This is a genomic window from Marinomonas sp. A3A (assembly GCF_018336955.1).
Classification (GTDB): domain Bacteria; phylum Pseudomonadota; class Gammaproteobacteria; order Pseudomonadales; family Marinomonadaceae; genus Marinomonas; species Marinomonas lutimaris.
This window is the reverse complement of record NZ_CP025532.1, coordinates 208,868-229,299: the sequence shown is the minus strand read 5'-3', so window position 1 is coordinate 229,299 and position 20,432 is coordinate 208,868. Positions and strand designations below refer to the sequence as shown.

18 protein-coding genes are annotated in these 20,432 nt (G+C 44.4%); 6 read left to right on the top strand and 12 right to left on the bottom strand.

Annotation, left to right across the window (positions count from 1 at the left end; genetic code table 11):
- Nucleotides 1–9: 9 nt before the first annotated feature.
- Nucleotides 10–1,074 carry an HlyD family secretion protein gene (locus tag CYL31_RS01030; RefSeq protein ID WP_212917156.1) on the bottom strand — a complete coding sequence of 355 codons (1,065 nt, stop codon included), beginning with the start codon at nucleotides 1,072–1,074 and terminating at the stop codon, nucleotides 10–12.
- 24 nt (nucleotides 1,075–1,098) lie between these two features.
- Nucleotides 1,099–1,524: a MarR family winged helix-turn-helix transcriptional regulator gene (locus CYL31_RS01025; RefSeq protein ID WP_212917155.1), complete on the bottom strand. Its 426-nt coding sequence runs from the start codon at nucleotides 1,522–1,524 to the stop codon at nucleotides 1,099–1,101.
- Nucleotides 1,525–1,726: 202 nt separating this feature from the next.
- Here CYL31_RS01025 and CYL31_RS01020 point away from each other — a divergent pair, with 202 nt between their 5' ends.
- The gene (locus CYL31_RS01020; protein WP_212917154.1) at nucleotides 1,727–2,476 is read left to right on the top strand and encodes an SDR family oxidoreductase; all 750 of its coding nucleotides are present in this window, start codon (nucleotides 1,727–1,729) and stop codon (nucleotides 2,474–2,476) included.
- Nucleotides 2,477–2,486: 10 nt separating this feature from the next.
- On the opposite strand, the gene CYL31_RS01015 is transcribed toward CYL31_RS01020, so the two are convergent.
- The 8 genes from CYL31_RS01015 to pdxR form a co-directional block, all read right to left on the bottom strand.
- A complete protein-coding gene (locus CYL31_RS01015) occupies nucleotides 2,487–4,145 on the bottom strand; it encodes a tannase/feruloyl esterase family alpha/beta hydrolase (RefSeq protein ID WP_212917153.1) in 1,659 nt (552 codons plus the stop codon).
- A gap of 224 nt (nucleotides 4,146–4,369) precedes the next feature.
- Nucleotides 4,370–5,260 carry a heme o synthase gene (gene cyoE, locus CYL31_RS01010; protein WP_100186256.1) on the bottom strand — a complete coding sequence of 297 codons (891 nt, stop codon included), beginning with the start codon at nucleotides 5,258–5,260 and terminating at the stop codon, nucleotides 4,370–4,372.
- Nucleotides 5,261–5,331: 71 nt separating this feature from the next.
- A complete protein-coding gene (gene cyoD / locus CYL31_RS01005) occupies nucleotides 5,332–5,652 on the bottom strand; it encodes a cytochrome o ubiquinol oxidase subunit IV (protein WP_212917152.1) in 321 nt (106 codons plus the stop codon).
- On the bottom strand, nucleotides 5,652–6,263 hold the full coding sequence (gene cyoC, locus CYL31_RS01000; protein ID WP_212917151.1) for a cytochrome o ubiquinol oxidase subunit III: 612 nt from the start codon (nucleotides 6,261–6,263) through the stop codon (nucleotides 5,652–5,654). Before cyoC ends, cyoD begins: the two co-directional genes overlap by 1 nt.
- Nucleotides 6,264–6,265: 2 nt before the next feature.
- A complete protein-coding gene (gene cyoB, locus CYL31_RS00995) occupies nucleotides 6,266–8,245 on the bottom strand; it encodes a cytochrome o ubiquinol oxidase subunit I (RefSeq protein WP_212917150.1) in 1,980 nt (659 codons plus the stop codon).
- Nucleotides 8,245–9,285 carry a ubiquinol oxidase subunit II gene (gene cyoA, locus CYL31_RS00990; RefSeq protein WP_212917149.1) on the bottom strand — a complete coding sequence of 347 codons (1,041 nt, stop codon included), beginning with the start codon at nucleotides 9,283–9,285 and terminating at the stop codon, nucleotides 8,245–8,247. Before cyoA ends, cyoB begins: the two co-directional genes overlap by 1 nt.
- A gap of 160 nt (nucleotides 9,286–9,445) precedes the next feature.
- Nucleotides 9,446–9,817: a hypothetical protein gene (locus CYL31_RS00985; protein ID WP_212917148.1), complete on the bottom strand. Its 372-nt coding sequence runs from the start codon at nucleotides 9,815–9,817 to the stop codon at nucleotides 9,446–9,448.
- Nucleotides 9,818–10,067: 250 nt separating this feature from the next.
- Nucleotides 10,068–11,546 carry a MocR-like pyridoxine biosynthesis transcription factor PdxR gene (gene pdxR / locus CYL31_RS00980; RefSeq protein WP_212917147.1) on the bottom strand — a complete coding sequence of 493 codons (1,479 nt, stop codon included), beginning with the start codon at nucleotides 11,544–11,546 and terminating at the stop codon, nucleotides 10,068–10,070.
- A gap of 105 nt (nucleotides 11,547–11,651) precedes the next feature.
- Here pdxR and CYL31_RS00975 point away from each other — a divergent pair, with 105 nt between their 5' ends.
- On the top strand, nucleotides 11,652–12,302 hold the full coding sequence (locus CYL31_RS00975; RefSeq protein ID WP_212917146.1) for a pyridoxamine 5'-phosphate oxidase family protein: 651 nt from the start codon (nucleotides 11,652–11,654) through the stop codon (nucleotides 12,300–12,302).
- 331 nt (nucleotides 12,303–12,633) lie between these two features.
- Nucleotides 12,634–14,040: an alanine/glycine:cation symporter family protein gene (locus tag CYL31_RS00970; protein WP_212917145.1), complete on the top strand. Its 1,407-nt coding sequence runs from the start codon at nucleotides 12,634–12,636 to the stop codon at nucleotides 14,038–14,040.
- A gap of 88 nt (nucleotides 14,041–14,128) precedes the next feature.
- Here CYL31_RS00970 and CYL31_RS00965 read toward each other — a convergent pair whose 3' ends face one another.
- Nucleotides 14,129–14,344 (bottom strand): DUF2798 domain-containing protein, encoded by a 216-nt coding sequence (locus tag CYL31_RS00965; RefSeq protein ID WP_212917144.1) that lies wholly within the window; start codon nucleotides 14,342–14,344, stop codon nucleotides 14,129–14,131.
- A 146-nt stretch (nucleotides 14,345–14,490) separates the two neighbouring features.
- On the opposite strand from CYL31_RS00965, the gene CYL31_RS00960 reads away from it, so the two are divergent.
- Both CYL31_RS00960 and CYL31_RS00955 read left to right on the top strand, forming a co-directional pair.
- The gene (locus CYL31_RS00960) at nucleotides 14,491–15,381 is read left to right on the top strand and encodes a LysR family transcriptional regulator (protein ID WP_212917143.1); all 891 of its coding nucleotides are present in this window, start codon (nucleotides 14,491–14,493) and stop codon (nucleotides 15,379–15,381) included.
- An 83-nt stretch (nucleotides 15,382–15,464) separates the two neighbouring features.
- Entirely contained in the window at nucleotides 15,465–16,271 is an 807-nt protein-coding gene (locus tag CYL31_RS00955; RefSeq protein WP_212917142.1) for a TSUP family transporter, read from the top strand.
- 226 nt (nucleotides 16,272–16,497) lie between these two features.
- Here the strand turns inward: CYL31_RS00955 and CYL31_RS00950 are convergent, their stop codons facing one another.
- The gene (locus CYL31_RS00950) at nucleotides 16,498–19,392 is read right to left on the bottom strand and encodes an FAD-binding and (Fe-S)-binding domain-containing protein (RefSeq protein ID WP_212917141.1); all 2,895 of its coding nucleotides are present in this window, start codon (nucleotides 19,390–19,392) and stop codon (nucleotides 16,498–16,500) included.
- A 253-nt stretch (nucleotides 19,393–19,645) separates the two neighbouring features.
- On the opposite strand from CYL31_RS00950, the gene CYL31_RS00945 reads away from it, so the two are divergent.
- Nucleotides 19,646–20,422 carry an FCD domain-containing protein gene (locus tag CYL31_RS00945; RefSeq protein ID WP_212917140.1) on the top strand — a complete coding sequence of 259 codons (777 nt, stop codon included), beginning with the start codon at nucleotides 19,646–19,648 and terminating at the stop codon, nucleotides 20,420–20,422.
- Nucleotides 20,423–20,432: the final 10 nt, after the last annotated feature.

Below are 20,432 nucleotides of genomic sequence, written 5' to 3'. Positions count from 1 at the left end.
TCTATCGCCTCACAAAGCTAAACCGAATAAACGGCGCTGATGTTCTGTGTCTATTGTGACATTTGAACTAAAACCTGTACGTAGAGTTGGCGAGTTTTGATCCGTATCGACAAGAATTTTCACAGATAAACGCTGAGCGATTTTCACCCAATTTCCTGTCGCGTTTTCCGCAGGAATAACAGAGAATTCAGAGCCTGTCGCAGGGCTAATACTTTCAACTTTGCCATGCAAAGATACTCCAGGATAAGCATCAACTTCGATTTCAACATCTTGGCCAGGCTGAACATAGGTCAGATCTTTTTCGGTGAAGTTGGCTTCAACCCACTGTTTCTCATCAGACACCAATACCATAGAGGTTGAACCTGCCGTCACGTACTCACCATTGTGTGGGACTTTTGCAACTACACCAGATGCCGGTGCTCTGACGTCAATATGGCCAAGATCTATACGCGCTTGATCTAATGCCGCTTGAGCCGCTTGATAACTAGGATGATCTTCTAATGGAGCGCTTGGATCTCCGCCTAGCGCTTCTTTCAAACGGAACAAATCTTTTTTCAATGTCGCAACGTTTAACTCGCTGACTTCAGCAGCTTGTTTGGCTTGGTCAAATTGAGTGTCTGAAATGAATTTCTGTTTCAGTAAATTTGCCTGACGTTTTTCTTCGCGCTGGTTAAAAGCAAACTGGTTTTCGGCCTGTTTAATTTCGGCCTTTTTCTCTTCGTAAGCAGCTTTTTGCTCTAGAATATTTAGTCGAACTTGCTGTAATTGAGCCGTTGCTTTGGCTTCAGCCACTTTAAACGGTGTGGCATCAATGCTAAATAGAAGCTGACCTTCTGAAACTTTTTGATTTTCTTTGACAGAAATAGACTTAATCGCACCAGATACTTCCGCATTAATCGTCGTCATATCTGACTGAATATACGCATTGTCTGTTTCAACATAACGTCCACCTTTCATATAAACAATGACCGATGCTAAAGCCACCACCAATGGCAAGACGATCAATAAAACACGGCGAGTGGTTCGTTTCTCTACTTGTTTTGACACTGATGGGTTGTTTTCTTGTTCACTCATTTACGGTATTTCCCCAAGTAAATTCTATAATGACGTGTCGGTTGATAAATTTGCATGCATCACAGAGAGTGCATTTTGAAAAACATCTATTTGCTCTTCGGTTAAGCCTTGCAACGCTTTCTCACGAACTCGTTTAACTTCAATATCAATTTCTTCTAATAATGGTGTCGACTTCTCCATTAAATATAATCCGTAAGCACGACGATCTTTCGGATCAGGTCGACGCTCGACTAACTTGTCTTCTGCCAGCTGATCTATCAATCGGGCCAGCGTAATGGGCTGAATATCCATCATTTCAGCCAATTGCACCTGACGAACACCTTCACAATGAGAGACGTATACCAGTGCTCTCGCTTGCATCAGTGTCATATCTAAACTGCCTTTGGAATATTCCCTACGCATCAGACGAATGACGTCTGTTAAGAGAAAACCGATATTGTTCGTTTGCATTCAAATCACCAAATTTAATATCTAATAATTATTATATATATTACTTACTATATTCAATCAGGCCCTATAAAAATGCCTAATACTTCCTCAATTTATGAAGAATAATCGATCATAAATTCTTAATGTAAGAAGGATGAAAAACTGGTTTTAGTCAAATGGGCACGTTAATGTTAGGCGTAAATAAAACATCAAGGAGAGTGATTTGAAATTACCTATACTTTTGATTACTGGTGGCGGGAGAGGTATTGGTGCAGCGACGGCGAAGCTTGCTTCTCAACAGGGCTATAAAGTGATTATCAACTACCGAAAAGATGCGGCTTCTGCAGAAAATGTCGCCGCTGACATCATCGCATCTGGTGGACTAGCACATTGTGTACAAGCGGACATAAGCGACACAGAACAAGTCGTCGAGATGTTTGCCACCATTAGACGTAACTGGGGACCCATTAAAGCTCTGGTTAATAGTGCCGGTGTTTTAGATCAACAGGCTCGGTTTGTTGATACCAAACCCAAACGCTGGCAACGCATCTTTCAAACCAATGTTTTTGGCACCATGCAATGCTGTCAAGAAGCCTTCCAAGACATGGCGCTGAGCCGTGGCGGCCAAGGTGGTGCTATCGTGAACGTATCCTCTCTAGCCTCTGTTTATGGTTCGCCAAATGAGTATGTAGATTATGCAGCAAGCAAAGGCGCTGTTGACTCTTTCTCAAAAGGCTTTGCCTTAGAGGTGGCTGGTGACGGCATTCGCGTTAACGTGGTTCGCCCTGGTTTGATTTATACTGATATGCACGCTGATGGAGGCGAAGCGGGGCGAGTGGATCGTATTGGGCCTAACTTGCCGCTACAACGTGGTGGACAACCAGAAGAAGTCGCAGAAGCGATCCTCTGGTTACTCAGCGACAAATCCAGCTATTCAACTGGAGGCTTTATTGACGTCGGTGGTGGCCGCTAAGTCAGCAAGACTATTTAGCGACCACACATTGAAAAGAGCTAGCCTTAAGAAAATCGCCCTTATTGTATTTTGCGTAAGATGGATAAGGGCACAATGGGCGCTGCATATCCACCATACGAGCCGTAATTTCTGGGTTTTTCGCGCGAGTAGCAGCGACAATACTTTGGGGGACTTTCTTTTTCTCTACCCATGAAATCAATGGCTGCAGCATATCGAATTGATCTGTTGATGGTCCACCTTGTCCGTGAGGCATACCAGGAACACGATATAAACGCACAAACTCTGATGCTCTGCCTTCAAGCGTGAAATTAAGAAAATCATACCAACGCATGGTGTCTTTCACAGAAAAAACAGGGTCGCTATTGCCATGGAAAATAATCATCTTCCCACCATGCTGCTTAAACTCAGTTAATTTAGGTTTAGCGGCATCTGGTGTTGTCATTGTCGTCATCGCGGATTCTTTGAATTGATTATTCGTCGCATAGATTTTGGGCGCGTCTTTATCAAAATCGAACTTAAGCAGATAATTTTCTAATGAGTAAATATCACCTGCAACATTGGAAAAAGGCGTGGTGAAAATATGCGCTAATGAAGCAGCCCCCATCACGACACTTATAGGCTTATTACTCCAATCTGAAATCGTGCTTTCAACTTTCCACATGCGCCAGTTATCAGAGCTAATCCCCGTATCATAGGCCCAGTCAGTGTATAAAGCTTGATTCTTTGAATCATGTGGTCCCATTTGCATACGCATCAGAGCAGCGACTTTGTTTAACGGCAAACAGTCGCGATCAAAATTACTTTTACAAACGAGCGCTTTGGGATTAAAGACTTTTTGGCAAGCGTCAGCTGCAAATATCATGTCATCGCTAATACCGTCTAAAGTATCGCATTGATCCAAGATACGTTTTGCAAATACTTTTAAATCACGTGGCGTTAACGATTGGCTAATATCATCGTTTACTCGATGCAACGCCTGAATGTCCCAAGCATGCTGTAACGCAGCTCTAGGTAAATTAAAGCCTGGATAACCCACTAATAAACCATCAAACATATCTGGGAAGCGCGACGCGGCGACCATTGCCATTCGCCCACCATTTGACTGGCCAAAACCATATGAATATTTAATAGGTGACTCGTAATAATTTTCAATCAAAGAACGAGCAACAGGATTTAACTTTTGTACCGCACCATAGCCATAATCACGGCGCGCTTCAGGATCATGACCAAATATCGCAGGACCTGCTAAACCAGCTTCTGGATTGGCTTGAGCATCGTGACCGCCATTACTTGAAACCACTGCGAAGCCTTGGTTGATCGCATACTGAGAACTAAGAAGTCCCGTTATCGCACCTAACGCAGGCTTAACCTCACCATCATTTCCGCCATTAAACTGATATCCAAAACGCCCTTGCCAAAAGTTAGGTAACCGTAGCTCAAATTGAATCGAATAAAACTTACTATCAACCCCCATACGTTGTGACATGACACCCGAAACCAAGCAATAGGTACTTCTAACCTCTTTATCTCGACCCATCATCGTGGTTTTAATTACTACACCTTCAGGTGCTTTTTGGGCTAACGCCTTACAATTGACAGCGTAGGCGCTGCTGCTACCGAAAAAGAAAAGTACAAAAATCGGCGTCAGATAGGTTAAAAGCGTTTTCATTCACATCATCCTGTTTGATTTTTGGTGTCAAATCAAAAAATTATCCAAACGATGGCAGCAGCTTTAAAGACAATGACTGAGGCAATGTTGGGAATGCTCTTTTGCTATGGGATTCAACGGGCAAGCATTCAAAATAACGAATAATGAGATAAATAGAAAGTTATCGAGCTAAACAGAAAGGAAATAAAAAACGGGCTCAGAAAGCCCGTTTTGTAAAGCATGGATTAATGGGCAGCAAACACCAATAAATTGGGTGAAACTTCATTAAAATCCAATGCCATGGTCACACTAAGAGCCGTTACCGTGATGATAGAGAAGAAGAACACTTGTCGCGCCCAACCATTCACATCAATACCCGGACGGTAGCCTCGTAACGCCATAGCAAGCCACCAAAGACTGGTAGCCAGAGCAACAACCATAAAACCAATTCCAACATAGCCAGTCAGCGGTAAAAGTGCTGCGACTACTGCAAAGGCAGCAATATGTAGAATTATATGGCGTTTTGCTTTCGCGATACCTTGTGACACAGGCAAGACAGGAATCCCTGCCGCTTCGTAATCTTTATAGCGAAAAATAGCGATTGCATAAGAGTGTGGCATTTGCCAAATACAAAACATAGTAAGCAAGATAGCGGCACCAGCATCGAACTGACCTGCTGCGGCGCAATACCCCACAACCGGTGGAACAGCACCAGATAAACTACCAACAAAAGTCCCATATACGGACTTGCGCTTGAAATACATAGTGTATAAACCGACATAAACCACGTAACCAAATACGGCAAAGGCGACCGCAACCCAATTAGTGAAATATGACAGCAAAGCAAAACCAATAACACCTAACACAATACCGTGGAAAAACGCCGCTTTACCTGACATCTCACCATTCACCGTCACACGATTACGTGTGCGCTGCATTTTTGCATCAATATCTCTATCAATATAGTTGTTAATGGCACAGCCAGAAGCAACCACCAACGACAAGCCAACCACTGTCGCTAGCATAAGAATCCAGTCAATCTCGCCACGAGAGGCCAAAAAGAAGCCCCCCGCAACAGAGATGAGGTTGCCCATAATGATGCCAGGCTTTGTGACCTGTAGATAACGCTTAAACATCTTTATAGGCTCCCATCGGACACGTATCACTTATAATGAAAGAAGTCCGCATAATCATCAAATAACTCTGCTTACATCATCATTGCGTTGGAAGCGTAGATAATCCATACGGACAACCCGACAACCATCACAATAATCACAGCAGCAAAAATGAATGAATAAGTATCCAACTTACCTTGCTCAGAGAAGTTCAAATGAAGGAAATACTTCAAGTGAACAAAAATCTGCACAATAGCTAACAATACGATAGCTATATAAGTTGGTCCCTTATCGAACGCTTCTGTCATTACCATCCAGAACGGAATACCAGTCAAAATTACTGACCAGATAAATCCTGTTAGGTATGACTTTACGCTACCGTGTGAATTCGCTTCAGAAGAATGATCGCTCATTAGATCGCTCCCATCAGATAAACAACGGTGAAAACACAGATCCAGACAACGTCTAGGAAGTGCCAGAACAAGCTTAAGCAGCTTAAGCGAGTCACAGTACGGCTACCAAAACCAGATACTATCAACTCAATCATCAGGATAGCCATCCAGATCAAACCTGCTGTTACGTGTAAGCCGTGAGTACCCACAAGGGCAAAGAAGGCAGACAAGAACGCACTGGTTTGAGGACCATTACCATGAACGATTAGGTGATGGAATTCGTAGACTTCCATACCAATGAACACGGCACCCAAAAGAAACGTAACAGACAACCAAGAAAGGGTGCCTTTTTTATCTTTTTTGTGCGCGCAGATCATTGCGAAACCGTAAGTGATACTTGAAAGAAGTAGCGCTGCAGTTTCAACTAAAACGAAATCCAATTCGAAAATATCTTTACCTGACACACCACCTGCTGTGTTCATAAAGAGCACAGCGTAGGTAGCGAAGACGGATGCGAATAACAAACAGTCCGTCATTAGGTATAACCAGAAACCAAACACGTTATGCGGTGCTGGATCGTGGTCGTGATGCTCGTCGTGAGCATCATGCGTATTCATATGTGTAGTACTCATGATTACCCCTTAGCCACGTTATCTAGATGCGCGTTCTCGATACGAGCTACTTCATCTGGTTGAACATAGTAATCAACGTCTTTGGTGTAAGCACGAAGTACAAGGGATACAAAACCACCAATCAAACCAAGCGCCGCTAACCACCAAATGTGCCAAATCAACGCAAAGCCCATTACCGTAATACAGCCTGCGATTGCCATACCAGACGCCGTATTTTTAGGCATATGAATTGGCGCATAGCTATCTTTACGAACGTAAGCTTCACCTTTTTCTTTCATATCGGTAAACGCATCGATATCAGAAACGGTTGGAATTTCAGCAAAGTTGTAATACTGAGGTGGAGAAGCCGTAGACCACTCAAGCGTATGACCATTCCATGGATCACCAGTAGTATCCAAGTTTTGATTACGGTCACGGAAGCTGACATATAGTTGTAGCAACTGGCAAATAATACCGGCCATGATGATGAATGCACCCACCAAAGCGATATACAACCAGATGTTCCAATCAGGATTGTCTGTATGGTTTAGACGGCGAGTCATGCCCAAGAAGCCTAGAACGTACAAAGGCATAAAGGCCAACAAGAAGCCAACTAACCAGCACCAGAAAGCCGCTTTACCCAACTTAACGTTAAGGTGGAAGCCCATCACTTTCGGAAACCAGAAAGCAAAACCGGCAAGGTAACCAAATACCGCACCACCAATAATTACGTTATGGAAATGAGCAATCAAGAACAAGCTATTATGCAATACATAGTCAGCACCAGGTACTGCTAGTAGTACACCTGTCATACCACCGATAGTGAAAGTCACCATGAAACCAAGTGTCCAAAGAACCGGTACCGTCACGCGAAGGCGACCACGGTACATAGTGAACAACCAGTTAAATAGTTTCACACCCGTCGGCACTGCGATAATCATCGTCATGATACCAAAGAAGGCATTAACGTTGGCACTGGACCCCATGGTAAAGAAATGGTGCAACCATACGATGAAACCAAGAATGGAAATCGATGCAGTCGCCCAAACCATAGATTTGTAGCCGAACAAACGCTTGCCTGTAAAGGTAGACACGACTTCAGAGAAGATACCAAATGCAGGCAGTATAAGGATGTACACCTCAGGGTGACCCCATGCCCAGAACAAGTTGATATACATCATTGAGTTACCGCCGCCATCATTCGTAAAGAAGTGGAAGTCTAAGTAACGGTCAAGTGTCAACATCGCTAGTACAGCAGTCAAAATTGGGAATGATGCAGCGATCAATATGTTGGCCCAAGTACAGGTCCAAGTGAAGATCGGCATATCCATCAATTTCATGCCAGGAGCACGCATTTTAAACACTGTTGCCAAGAAGTTAACAGCGGTTAATGTCGTCCCTATACCGGATATCTGTAGCGCCCATATGTAATAATCAACCCCGACATCCGGACTGAACTGCAAGCCAGCCAGCGGCGGATAAGCCACCCACCCAGTCTTAGCAAATTCACCTACGAACAGGGAAATGTTGATTAGAACCGCACCACCAGCCGTTAGCCAGAAGCTAAGGTTGTTTAGGAACGGGAACGCAACGTCACGAGCACCAATCTGCAGCGGAACAACGATGTTCATCAAACCAATCATGAATGGCATCGCCATAAAGATGATCATGATAACGCCGTGAGCCGTAAAGACTTGGTCATAGTGATGCGGAGGTAGATAACCCGGATCACCATTAGTAGCTAGCGCAAGCTGCAAACGCATCATGACTGCGTCAGCAAAACCACGAAGTAACATGATAAGTGCAAGCACTATATACATGACACCGAGGCGTTTATGGTCTATCGATGTAAGCCAATCTTTCCAAAGAGTACCAAGTAAGTTGTACTTGATAAGCAAGAAAGCAAGTACCAATACACCGATTGCAATAACACTAAACGTCGCTATCAGAATTGGTTCATGGAACGGAATAGCATCTAAAGATAATTTACCTAGAATAGACATTATTTGTCTGCCTCCATGTGCATATCATCCGATGTGTGTTCAGACGATTCATGGTTCATTTCCATTTCGCCGTGATTCATTTCACCGTGAGCTGAATTATCATGGATCATTTGAGAATCAAATGTTGTGCCTTTTAACAGTTCAACTTTGCCGTGGTCTTTCATGAATTTCATAACGTTATCCATGAAAATGCCCGGTTTAATTGAGCCGTAATACTGAACTGGCGTTGCCTCATGTTTGTGATGAGGGTCTGCATCATATTCAGCAAGGGCATCGTATGAAGCTTGATCCAATATGCCATTGTTAATTGATCCAGCAATGGACTCCGCTTTCACGCCTGCAACCCAAGCATCAAAATCGGCTTGCGTTTCTGTCGCAATAGCTTTGAACTTCATATTAGTGAAGCCAGCGCCACTGTAGTTCGCAGAGTAACCATCAAAAGTACCAGGTTCATTCGCGATCAAGTGAAGCTTAGTCACCATGCCTGCCATTGAGTAAATTTGGCTACCCAATTGAGGAATGAAGAACGAGTTCATTATGCCTTCAGATGAAAGTTGGAAAGCAACAGGCACGTTTTCTGGGAATCGCAGTTCGTTGACTGAAGCAATGCCAAGATCCGGATAGATAAACAACCATTTCCAGTTCATCGAAACGACCTGAACGTTGATATGATCTTTATCCGATTTCAACGGCTTGTAAGGATCCAGTGCATGAGTTGATTTCCAAGTGATCACGCCAAGAATGATGACAATGATAATTGGGATAGCCCAAACAATGGTTTCAATTTTTGTGGAGTGCGACCATTTTGGTTCGTAGATCTCGTCACGACCTTCACGGTATTTCCAAGCGAAATACAGTGTCATGAAGATGACAGGAATTACAACAAGCAGCATCAACAAAGTAGCAACAATAATTAGTTGCTTCTCTTCAATACCTACTTGCCCTTTAGGATCGAGCACACCACCCTGACAACCGGCGAGCAAGCCCACCATTAGCGCCAAAGCGACTTTACTTAGGATACGAGTTAACAAGAGAATCATCCTCTAACCCCGAGGTTCACAAAACTGCCACTTGAACATCAAGCAACAGAACGAAAATCCGGCAAATGCCGGGTATTTCAGTAAAGATCACCGCACTGTAAAAACAGTGTAAAAATCATTACTGCATTAATGACATTAACGCAGTAATGATTCTTTTGGATCACCTAAATCTGAAAAAGGGAGCTCCACAACTCATCATGCATCGCGCCTCAGCACGACTAGCTTGCTCATTAGGAGCAAACACATGAAACAAAGAGAAGGCCAGTTTCTGGCGAGCAGGGTTGATATTGGTCATAACGGACCAATAACTAACCAATAATAGGGTGGTAAAAACGACGCTAAGAAGTAGCCCCGCTTTAATAATAGGGTCGATACTGATAACACTTAGGCTATCAACAGAGGAAAGAATGGTAATAAGTACAAAAAAACTAACAAACAAGCAAGACACAGCAACAGCAACGCGTAAGGTTTCCGCCAAGACGCTGGATATAGAATGCATGCAATGACGCAAAATGTCTTGAAAATTGTTCAATTTATTCATCCGATTCATAAAAACAAAAGTGAAAATACCGTTTTTACTCGCTTCATACGAATTTACGTGGGCGAAATATAGCAAAATTTAAGCAACCACACAAAGCGTAGTTTAGCCTTTGTTCCTCTTTGCTTCACTGTCTTTTTATAAAAATTCACATTCTAAGTGTAAGGAAATCCCTAATATTTACCCTTCACCCCAAGAGTAACGCCCTTATAAGACGATTTCCTTACAGTATGTAAATCTTACTTTACTCCAGTTTTTTCACAAACCAATGCTTCAATGCGACAATAATATGCACCATTGTTTCTTCACTAGGCCCACTAAAACCTAATAAAAAGCCAAATTGGCTTTTCTCGCCCAGGTTATTTGCATAATGCACGGACAAGGGAGAAAGGCATACTCCATCGCTATCAATAAGCTCTTGAGCAATCTGTTGATCTAGAGCGACATCCACTTCCATCGTAAAAAGGCAATCTGGTTTTAATGCTATCAATACATGCATTCCACCACGAGGCTTTTTCCAGTCAAACCAAGGAGCCAAATGCTGATCTAATAACGCCAATAAAAAGTCTCGCTTGAGCCGATAATGCCGGCGCATTCGATTCACATGACGATCAAAATGACCTTGAAGCATAAAATCTGCCACGACAGGCTGTATTGGCAAGGATGCAGATGACCCCAACACTCGCTGACTTTTTTGTAATGTCGCAATATGCTTCATCGGCGCGACGATAAAGCCAAGCCGTAAACCACGAAACAATACCTTAGAAAAACTCCCTACAAAGAAAACTTGATCTCGGGTTTGATCGTGCACGCTCGCCGTTTGCATAAAAGGCACATTACTTCGCCCCTGATAAACAAACTCGTTGTCGTAATCGTCTTCCACCAACCACCAGCTTGGTGAATCATTCTGCAACGCTTGCAGCCATTGCTGTCGTCGTGCCGTACTAATGCTCATACCAAGCGGGTATTGTCGGTTAGGTGTTATAATCGCCACATTTGAAGCATGTTCACTATTTGGTAAACAAGGTCCGTCCTCGTCAACGCAAAGTCCACCAGCTTTGGCATAAGAAGGAATTACTTCACGAATTGGCGGATAAGTAGGTTCTTCTAACCACCATTTCATTGGCGAATATTCGGAATCACCTATGGAAGTGATTGCATGCTGCAATAAAAGCAGCGAATCCCGACTGCCAGCCGTAACAATAATTTGCTCTGCCGAGCATTCAAGACCACGAACACGATACAAATAGTCAACGATCGCGGTTTTTAAGTCGGGATAACCCGTTATATACCCACCTTCTAACACAGTTAAATCTGGCGTGAGCCAGCTGCGACGCATACTCGCAGCCCATTCTTTAGTGGGAAAAACCGACATATCAGCACCGGCATCAAACGCCCACTTTGGAAGCGTTTCATTGTGAGATAGAAAGTCCGAACTAGGTTTTTTCGTCGAGCGATGCCTCACCATAGGCAAAGCAGCAACAAAAACACCACGCTTTTCTTCGCTAGTTAAAATACCTTCGGCAATTAACTGATCATAAGCCCGCGACGTGGTACTTCGAGAAACACCCAATGAGCCAGCCAAAAAACGTGAGGAGGGTAGTTTGTCGCCAACTGATAATTCACCCGACACAATGCCTTGTTGAATTTGATCAATCAATTGTTGGTAATAAGGTGCACCGTCCTCTAAAGAGAAACGTAAACTAGTAATTGTGTGCTTCACATCTGGCCTGCTTTTTTATCTTAATTCTGGCTATTTTTATAGAAGCCAGTTTTATCTAAAGTCTTGTTATAGCCAACCCCCCATTGAGACACAAGGAGAGAATGTATGAGCCAATCACTAGAAGAAACGACATTAAGTAAAGTAAAAAGAGGGCCGAACCGCGCGTCCTACGACAAAGACTTAGCTCTAGAGATTATTGATGCAGCATTAATGTGCCATGTAGGACAAACTAAAGATGGCCAAGTCTTCGTTACACCAACGTGCCATTGGCGTGACGGCGACTATTTGTATTGGCATGGGCATTCTAAGGCGCGCAACATCAAAGGTCCCATTGATGCAGCTGAAAAGGTCTGCATTAATATATCGCAGCTAGATGGTTTGGTAATGGCGCGCTCGGCATTTCACCATTCAGTAAATTATCGTTCCGTAACCTTATTTGGCGTACCAGAGCTGGTCGAAGACAAAGAAGAAAAAGTGCGTCAATTCAAACTTTTCCTAGATAAAATCAGCCCAGGTCGCTGGGAAACGTTACGTCCCGTCAACGAGCAAGAGATCAAAGCGACGGGAGTCGTGCGTATCAAAATAGACGAAGCCTCGGTCAAATTCCGAGCTGAGCCTCCTGTCGATGATCCAGCCGATAGCGACTGGCCAGTGTGGGCGGGCGTTATGCCGTTAGAAAGACATTGGGGGGAAGTTGAGCAAGATCCGATCCAGAACAAAGATTACCCAAAACCTACGACACCAAACGCCCAATAGTGCACCTATTACATGCACTCTTTGACCTCACGAAAATGGACTTCAGCTAAGTAAAAAATAAAAAGTTATTTATCGTTAAATCAAGGACATACCTACTTAGACAACTCGTTCCAAAAGCAAAAAACTAACAAAACCAAACCACTTTTATGCACTTTTTATGTGCGTGAAAGTGGTTTTTTTCTTGCGGTTTTCCATAAAATCGCTACCCTTGCACACTTTTTTAAGCTTCTGCGCGTTTCTTAGAGTGCCTTTTTTACCCAAAAAAGCACTTCTAATATTCAACCCACGAACAATAAAACGATAATCCTATCGAATAAAGGGAGTGCCCTACATGGCAGCCATCATAGACTTTTTAAATACTATTTTCTGGGGGTATATCCTCATCTATGGACTACTAGCCGTAGGCGTATATTTCACTTTACGTCTAGGTTTTATTCAGGTCCGTCGTTTTCCAGAATTCATCCGAACTGTTCTTAAAGCCCCACAATCGGATCGTGGCGGTATCTCTCCTTTCCAAGCACTATGTACTAGCCTCGCTTCTCGAGTAGGAACAGGCAACATGACAGGTGTTGCTGTCGCATTATATTTAGGTGGCCCAGGGGCTATTTTTTGGATGTGGGTGGTGGCAATTATCGGTATGGCAACCGCCTACGCTGAAAGCACCTTGGCTCAGCTCTACAAAATGCGCGATCAAAATGGCCAATTGCGTGGCGGCCCAGCGTTTTACATCAGTAAAGGCTTAAAAGCACCTTGGGCTGGTGCGGTATTTTCGCTTGCGCTTATCTTGGCGTTTGGTTTGGTATTCAATGCGGTGCAAGCCAACTCGATTGCTGGTGCAATGGAAGGCGCATTTGGTATCGACACCAGTGTGACTGGCATCGTGATCATGCTGCTAGCAGCAATTGTTATCTTCGGTGGTATCAAAAAAATCGCACGTTTTGCTGAAATCGTTGTGCCATTCATGGCCGTTTTATATCTATTGCTAGCTTTGTATGTGATCTTCGCCAATATCTCTGAGGTACCAGCGGCATTCGCGTTAATCTTTAAGAGCGCATTTGGTATCGAGCAAGCAGCAGGCGGCGTTTTAGGTGCCATGCTAAACGGTGTAAAACGTGGTTTGTTTTCCAACGAAGCGGGTATGGGTTCTGCGCCAAATATTGCAGCGGTTGCTACGCCAAACCCTCATCACCCAGCATCCCAAGGCATGGTTCAATCATTAGGTGTTTTCATTGATACACTGCTGATTTGTACTGCAACGGCCTTGATGATTCTATTATCTGGTGCATTGGGTAACGGTCAAACAGGCATTGCCTTAACGCAAACGGCGCTAACGACTCACATCGGTAGTGCGGGTCATTACTTTGTTGCTATTGCGATTTTCTTCTTCGCTTTCACTTCCATTATCGGTAACTACAGTTATGCAGAAAATGCGCTAACTTACCTAAAATGGGCGAATAAACCAGGGATTTTCATTCTACGCATCTTGGCGCTTGGCATGATCCCTTGGGGCGCTTATGAAAGTGTGGCGATGGTATTCAATGCGGCTGATGCAGCGATGGGTCTAATGGCAACTATTAACCTGATTGCGATCATGATGTTATCTGGTTTGGTAGTGAAATTAACCAAGGACTATTTCACGCAATTAAAAACCCACACGCCAGTGTTCAATTCAGACGATTACCCAGAAGTTCGTGACGATATCGACCTTAGTGTTTGGGATGAAAAACCCAGTAAATAAACGACGAACACAACGTTAGTGATGTTAAAAACACAAAACCCGCTGCGCAGCGGGTTTTTCATTTCTAATACAGTTTAGTAACAATAGGCTAAATTTTTGCGGCAATCTTATGCGCTAAACCATGTAAGAATGGCCCTGCGATAAAAGAAATAATACCCGCAGCAGGCCAAGCTAATATCCAAGCTCCCATCCAGAAAGAGACGAAATTTGGATGTAACCCAATATTCAGATACGTAATCCATGCGGACATCAACAACGACAAGGTAAACGACATTAATACGGCAAAAATAATTCTGTGTTTCATTTTTCTCTCCTAATGAACTTACCGTCTTCTCTATAAATAGAGTGCCCCAGACGTAAGTAAACGACTCAAACTCTGAACACATACTAGCAAACAACAATATTTGTAAATATACTGATTTTTTAAAATCAAATTTACGAAATTGCAAAATGCTTGATGATCTAAAGATTTTTATTACTGCTGCCAATAAAAATAGTCTGACTGCCGCCGCTCAACATCTTGATATGACAATAGCTACGGTATCTCGCCGTATCAGCGCTCTTGAGCAAAAACTTGGCTGTGAGTTACTACATCGTTCAACAAAAGGACTAACACTCACACCAGTGGGAGAAAGCTACTATCGCGAATGCGCGGAATTCATCGATGCGTTAGATCAGCGTATATCCAATCTAGACCAAACCCTAAACAGTCTAAAAGGTGATTTGAAAGTACTTGCTCCGGTAAATTTGGGCAGCGGACCTCTAGACGCATTTTGGCAAGGTTTTGTTCAACTGTACCCAGACATCGAACTAAACATCGAACTGAGCAACACACTGCAAGATATCAGAGACACCCGCGCCGACATTGCCTTGCGCTCGGGGAATCAACCCAGCTCATCATTGATTCAAAAGAAATTAGGTCACATTGAGCCTATTCTAGTCGCATCGCCTAACATGGCATTCCCACTGCCTAAAACGATAGAAGACTTACAACATGCGCCGAGCATTGCGTCCAACATGTTTGCCGATTGGTTACTGATTCATAATCAAGAAAATCAGCGCCCGCTAAACAAAGAGCACCGGCATATTAGTAATGACATGACTATCACGCTCAATCTTACCAAAGCGGGCGCTGGAATTGCCTTAATGCCCATGAGCATGGTGCATGGCGCCCTTGAAACTGGTGAACTTATTCGGGTATTGCCTGAATGGCGCGGTCAAAGTAGAGAGATTTTTTTAGTCTGGCCTTATCGACGCAGCTTGTCGGCCAGAGCCAAACTATTAAAAGATGAACTGACTAAATTCCTTCACCAACAAACTTGGTTTCACCCAAGCCCTTAACCTCAAAAGCAAGAGTCTAAAAGGGAAAATTTGGTTACACTAACGCTCGAATAACGACAGACCAGCTCTAAACAAGGATCAACATGGAAAACTTATTCTGGTGGCAATACGCCTTAATTGGCGCCATTTTTATATGGAGCGGCTTTGTTCGCAGTGGCTTAGGATTTGGTGGGGCAGTACTGGCTTTACCCTTTCTTTTGTTAGTAAAAAATGATCCGCTGCTATTTTTGCCAATCATTTCTATTCATCTTTTAGTGTTTTCCAGCTGGATTGCTTGGCAAGGATCAAGAGCCACCAAACAACAAGCCATACTCGCAGCAGAACAAGGCGAAGCGCCACAAGAAGCACAAGGCAACATCGCTTGGGGTTATTTAAAGAAAGCCCTCGGCATCATGATAGTGCCGAAACTGATCGGCGTATTTGGTTTATTAACCTTACCGGGCAACATAGTCACTGGCGTAATATTTGTCATCGTCGCCATTTTTGCCGTGTCTTACATATTGAATAAACCGTTTTATACCAACAACAAAATCCTCGACACCATCTTTCTTATGCTTGGCGGCTACGTAAGTGGCACTTCCTTAATCGGCGCACCGCTTATCGTCTCCGTCTTCGCCACCAAAGTACCGCGCCATCAACTGCGCGATACCTTGTTTGTACTCTGGTTTATTCTGGTGATGATCAAAATGGCGTCCTTCCTCATCGCCGACATCGACCTACAACTCATCCATCAACTTTGGTTACTGCCTTGCGCCTTGATTGGTCACGTCTTCGGGCAAAAGCTCCACAATCGCATTCAAAAAGCCGAAACACCCGTCTTCTTCCAATTCATCGGCTGGGCGCTACTCATCGTCTGCGGATTTGGCTTGTACTCGACCTTCATGCTTTAGTCCGCATGACTTGTACTCAATGTAGTCCGTAGTAACGCTGTTTCCAGATCAACTCTCGCTCCGGCGCTAAAGCGAGAACGTCCGCTCGGTGTTGATCTAGTGACTGCATAGAGCCATGAGAACGTTTTGTAGGCCGGATGAACCGAGGGACGAGGTGTAATCCGGCATTACCACATATCAAAAAACACATGGCATAATCCTTTTCTTCGGTCAAGCCAACGCCGGATTACGGTCGTTCCTCCCTCATCCGGCCTACAGATTGAGTCAATTGATCAACCAGATAGACGATAGATTGATATTCGATGCCGCTGTGTTCCGATAAGCCAATCTCGCAGGTACGGCTGTTGGAGTAGCCCGCTTCGCAGCCTTCTACGGCTTTGGCTAAGGTTTTGAGAGCGCTGGCGTTGAGTTCAGGAGTAGAGAAGCCTTTGTCGCCAGCAAAGCCGCAACAGGTAATGTCTGGCGGAATCACGACTTCATCGGCAAGTTGGTGGGCAAGCTGTACGAAGCTGTCGGCGAGTCCCATGCGGGTGGTGCTGCAAGTAACATGAAGGGCGATTTTGCCGAGCTTTTCTTTCACCGTTAAATTTGGCATCACATAAGTCGAAACAAAGCCCACTTGCTCATGAAGCTGTAAACAAGGATCAAGGCTTTCCTGCATGCGTAGCAAACAAGGGCTCACATCGCAGACGATTGGGATTCGGCCATTATCGCTCGCCGCCAGCAGTAAGCTATTGATATCACTGGATTTTTGGTTCGCTGCGTCGAATTGCCCTTTGGACTGAAACGCCATACCACAGCATTGGCTATCGATATTATCAGGTACAGTTACTTTATAGCCTGCTTTTTTCAATACAGAAAACATCACTGTCATAACAGAGCGTTTATCTTCTGCATTTGGCCCCGCGCCCATGACACGAGTCGCGCAGCTGGGGAAGTAAATCACTTCCTTTTGAACGTCATCACTTTGCATATCATTACCTTGCATAACGGCAATCGACTTCAAAGACGAAGCAGCGCTGGGCATTTGTTTATGCCACTTTGGCACAGCACCTTGGGAAGCTTTGTTCATCACTGAAGTGACGGTTGTCATGCCTGAATCACCAATAATACGACGCGCACCGTTGGCAAGGCTCAGTCCCACTTTCGCCGTTTTGGTAACACCTTCAAAATGATCAGCAATCCAATAACCGACTTTGCTATCTGGATGACGATCGTGGCGAAGTTCGCGGGTTAAATCACCCGTATTGATACCAACCGGACACTGCATCGAGCACAAACCACAACCAGCGCAGGTATCAACGCCTTGATAATCATAGTCTTTTTTCAATTCCGCTAAACGTTTCGGATCTGTACCCATTGCAGTCAGTCGCTGAATCTCACGCCAAATCACTATGCGTTGGCGAGGCGTTAACGTAATAGATTTTGATGGACAAGACGATTCACAGAAACCACATTCAATACAGGTATCAACTTTGTCATTGGCTTTCGGCAAAGGCTTGAGGTTCTGTACATGTAAATTGGCATTGTGCGACAAAATTACATCTGGGTTCAGCAAGCTTTGCGGGTCAAACGCGCGTTTGATTTCCCACATAATGTCGTAGGCTTCTTTGCCCCATTCCAGCTCCACATAAGGCGCCATGTTACGGCCGGTGCCGTGTTCTGCTTTCAACGAGCCTTTGTATTTCACCGCGACCAATTGCGCGACTTCGTCCATCAGTTGCTCGTAGCGTTTCACTTCTTTCGGGTCGTCAAAGCCTTGCGTAAAGACAAAGTGTAAGTTGCCTTCTAAGGCGTGACCAAACAAAATCGCTTCGCGGTAGCCATGTTTTTGAAACACACCTTGTAGCTCCAAAACGCCTTCGGCGAGCTGTTCGACAGGGAAGGCCACGTCTTCGATGATCACCGTGGTGCCAACAGGACGAACAGCACCAACGGCAGGGAACAAGCCTTTGCGAATCTTCCAATAGGAATCGTAGATGACTTTGTCTTGGGTAAATTCAATCGGGTTCAGTGTTGCTTGGCCGCTTAACGCTTGTTTCACCAAGGCCAAATTGGCTTCTAATTCTTCGGCATTTGCAGCGCGTACATCAACCAATAAACCCGCCGCTTGTGAGCCAAGGGACGATAACATTTCTGGCATACCCGGTTTGCCTTCCACCGCACGCAAGCCAGCACGATCAATCAATTCCACGGCAGAAACAGGCGAGCTTTTTAGAGAGGTAACCGCTCGGCAGGTGACTTCCATATCATCAAAGAAGATCATCGCCGCGGCTTTAATAGGATGATCAACCACGGTTTCATAGGTAACTTCGCTGATAAAACCCAAAGTTCCTTCAGAGCCGATCATCAAATGCAGCAAGATATCAAACGGATCTTGGTAATCGGTTAGGCTGTTTAAACTGTACCCTGTGGTGTTTTTTAAACGATATTTGTGTCTAATTCTTTCTGCTAATTCGCTATTAGCTTGAACGCTTTTAGACAAACGAACAAGCGTATCAAGCAAGTCTGCATGACGATTACCAAACGCCAATCGGCTGGCTTCATCGGCGGTATCCAATAAAGCACCATCAGCGAAAATCAGACGAGCACTTTGAATCGTATGATAGCTGTTTTGTGCTGTACCGCAGCACATCCCGCTGGCGTTGTTCGCTGCAATACCGCCAATCATACAGGCATTGATGGACGCTGGATCTGGGCCGATTTTGCGCTGAAAGGGCGCTAGCAGCTGATTGGCTCGCGCACCGATAATACCTGGCTGAAGTGAAATATGATGGCCATGTTCGTGAACTCGATGCCCTTTCCAGTTATCGGATAATTGCATTAAGATGGAATCGGTTACTGCCTGCCCTGACAAACTCGTACCCGCTGCGCGAAAAGTCACTGGTAAATTGCGCTTTCTGGCTTCTTTCAGCACTAACTGCACTTCCGCTTCATTATCGACTCGCACGACTAATTGCGGAATCAAGCGGTAAAAACTCGCATCCGTGCCATACGCCAAGGTACGAAGTGGATCACGAATCAATCGCGTCTCATCAATCGCGCCAGTTTTGGCGTCTTTCAAAGCAGAATATAAATCGCGATATTGAGCGGCTTTATCAGCAAGTGAGTCAGTGTTCATAGAAGCTTCCACGGCGGTAGCCTTTTTATTGTTAAAGAGTATAAGCATTGAAAATTAATGCTAGACAAACTGGTAAGACCAATTTACCTTTTGAATATAAAGCACAGTAAGAACTCAAAGAAACTTTGTCAACTGATAGTTTAGTCGATACTTAGTGAATTTTAGCAGCAAGATTAATTGGTTTTACCACTTTTCAACTTATGCACAGCAAGCGCTAAAGCCATCTTTAAAGAATACATTTTTAGGAAACGTCATGGAATCCAATCACTTTGGTCGTGTTAAACAACCGAAAATTTCCGACATCATCATGAAAGAGCTCGAAAGCATGATTTTAGAAGGCAGTTTTACGGCGGGGCAAAAACTGCCACCAGAAAGGGAATTGGCAGCGCGTTTTGAGGTATCTCGTCCTTCGTTGCGGGAAGCCATTCAAAAACTGATCGCGCGCGGTGTATTATTCAGTCGTCATGGCGGTGGCACTTATGTGTCGGAACAGCTAGGCAGCTCGTTTGCCGATCCGCTGCAAGATTTGCTCAGTTCCCACGATGAGTTCTTATACGATCAATTGGAGTTTCGCGATGCGCTAGAAAGTCTCGCCGCGTATTACGCTGCTTTGCGCAGTACCGACGCCGATAAAACCAAGCTCACACAATGCTTTAATCAACTGGTAGAAGCCAATCAAAACAAAGCCTTCGCCTTAGAAGCAAAATTAGATGTGGAGTTTCACATGATCATAGCTGAAGCAGCACACAACGTAGTCTTACTTCACTCACTTCGCAGCCTGCACGCCATGTTGGCGAAAAGCATTTCGAGTAACCTTAGGAATCTATTTGAGAAGCAAGCCGCTCGTCAGCGCGTGATGGAACAGCACTCCAATCTTTATCAAGCCATCATGGCTGGCGACGCCGAAGCCGCTCGCACGGCGGCGCATACACATTTGGTGTTTGTGGAAGACAATTTATTGAAAATGCGTCAAGAGGAAACACGGATACAACGCTCGCTACGCAGAAACGAGCATCAGAATCCGCTTTAAACAATCTTTG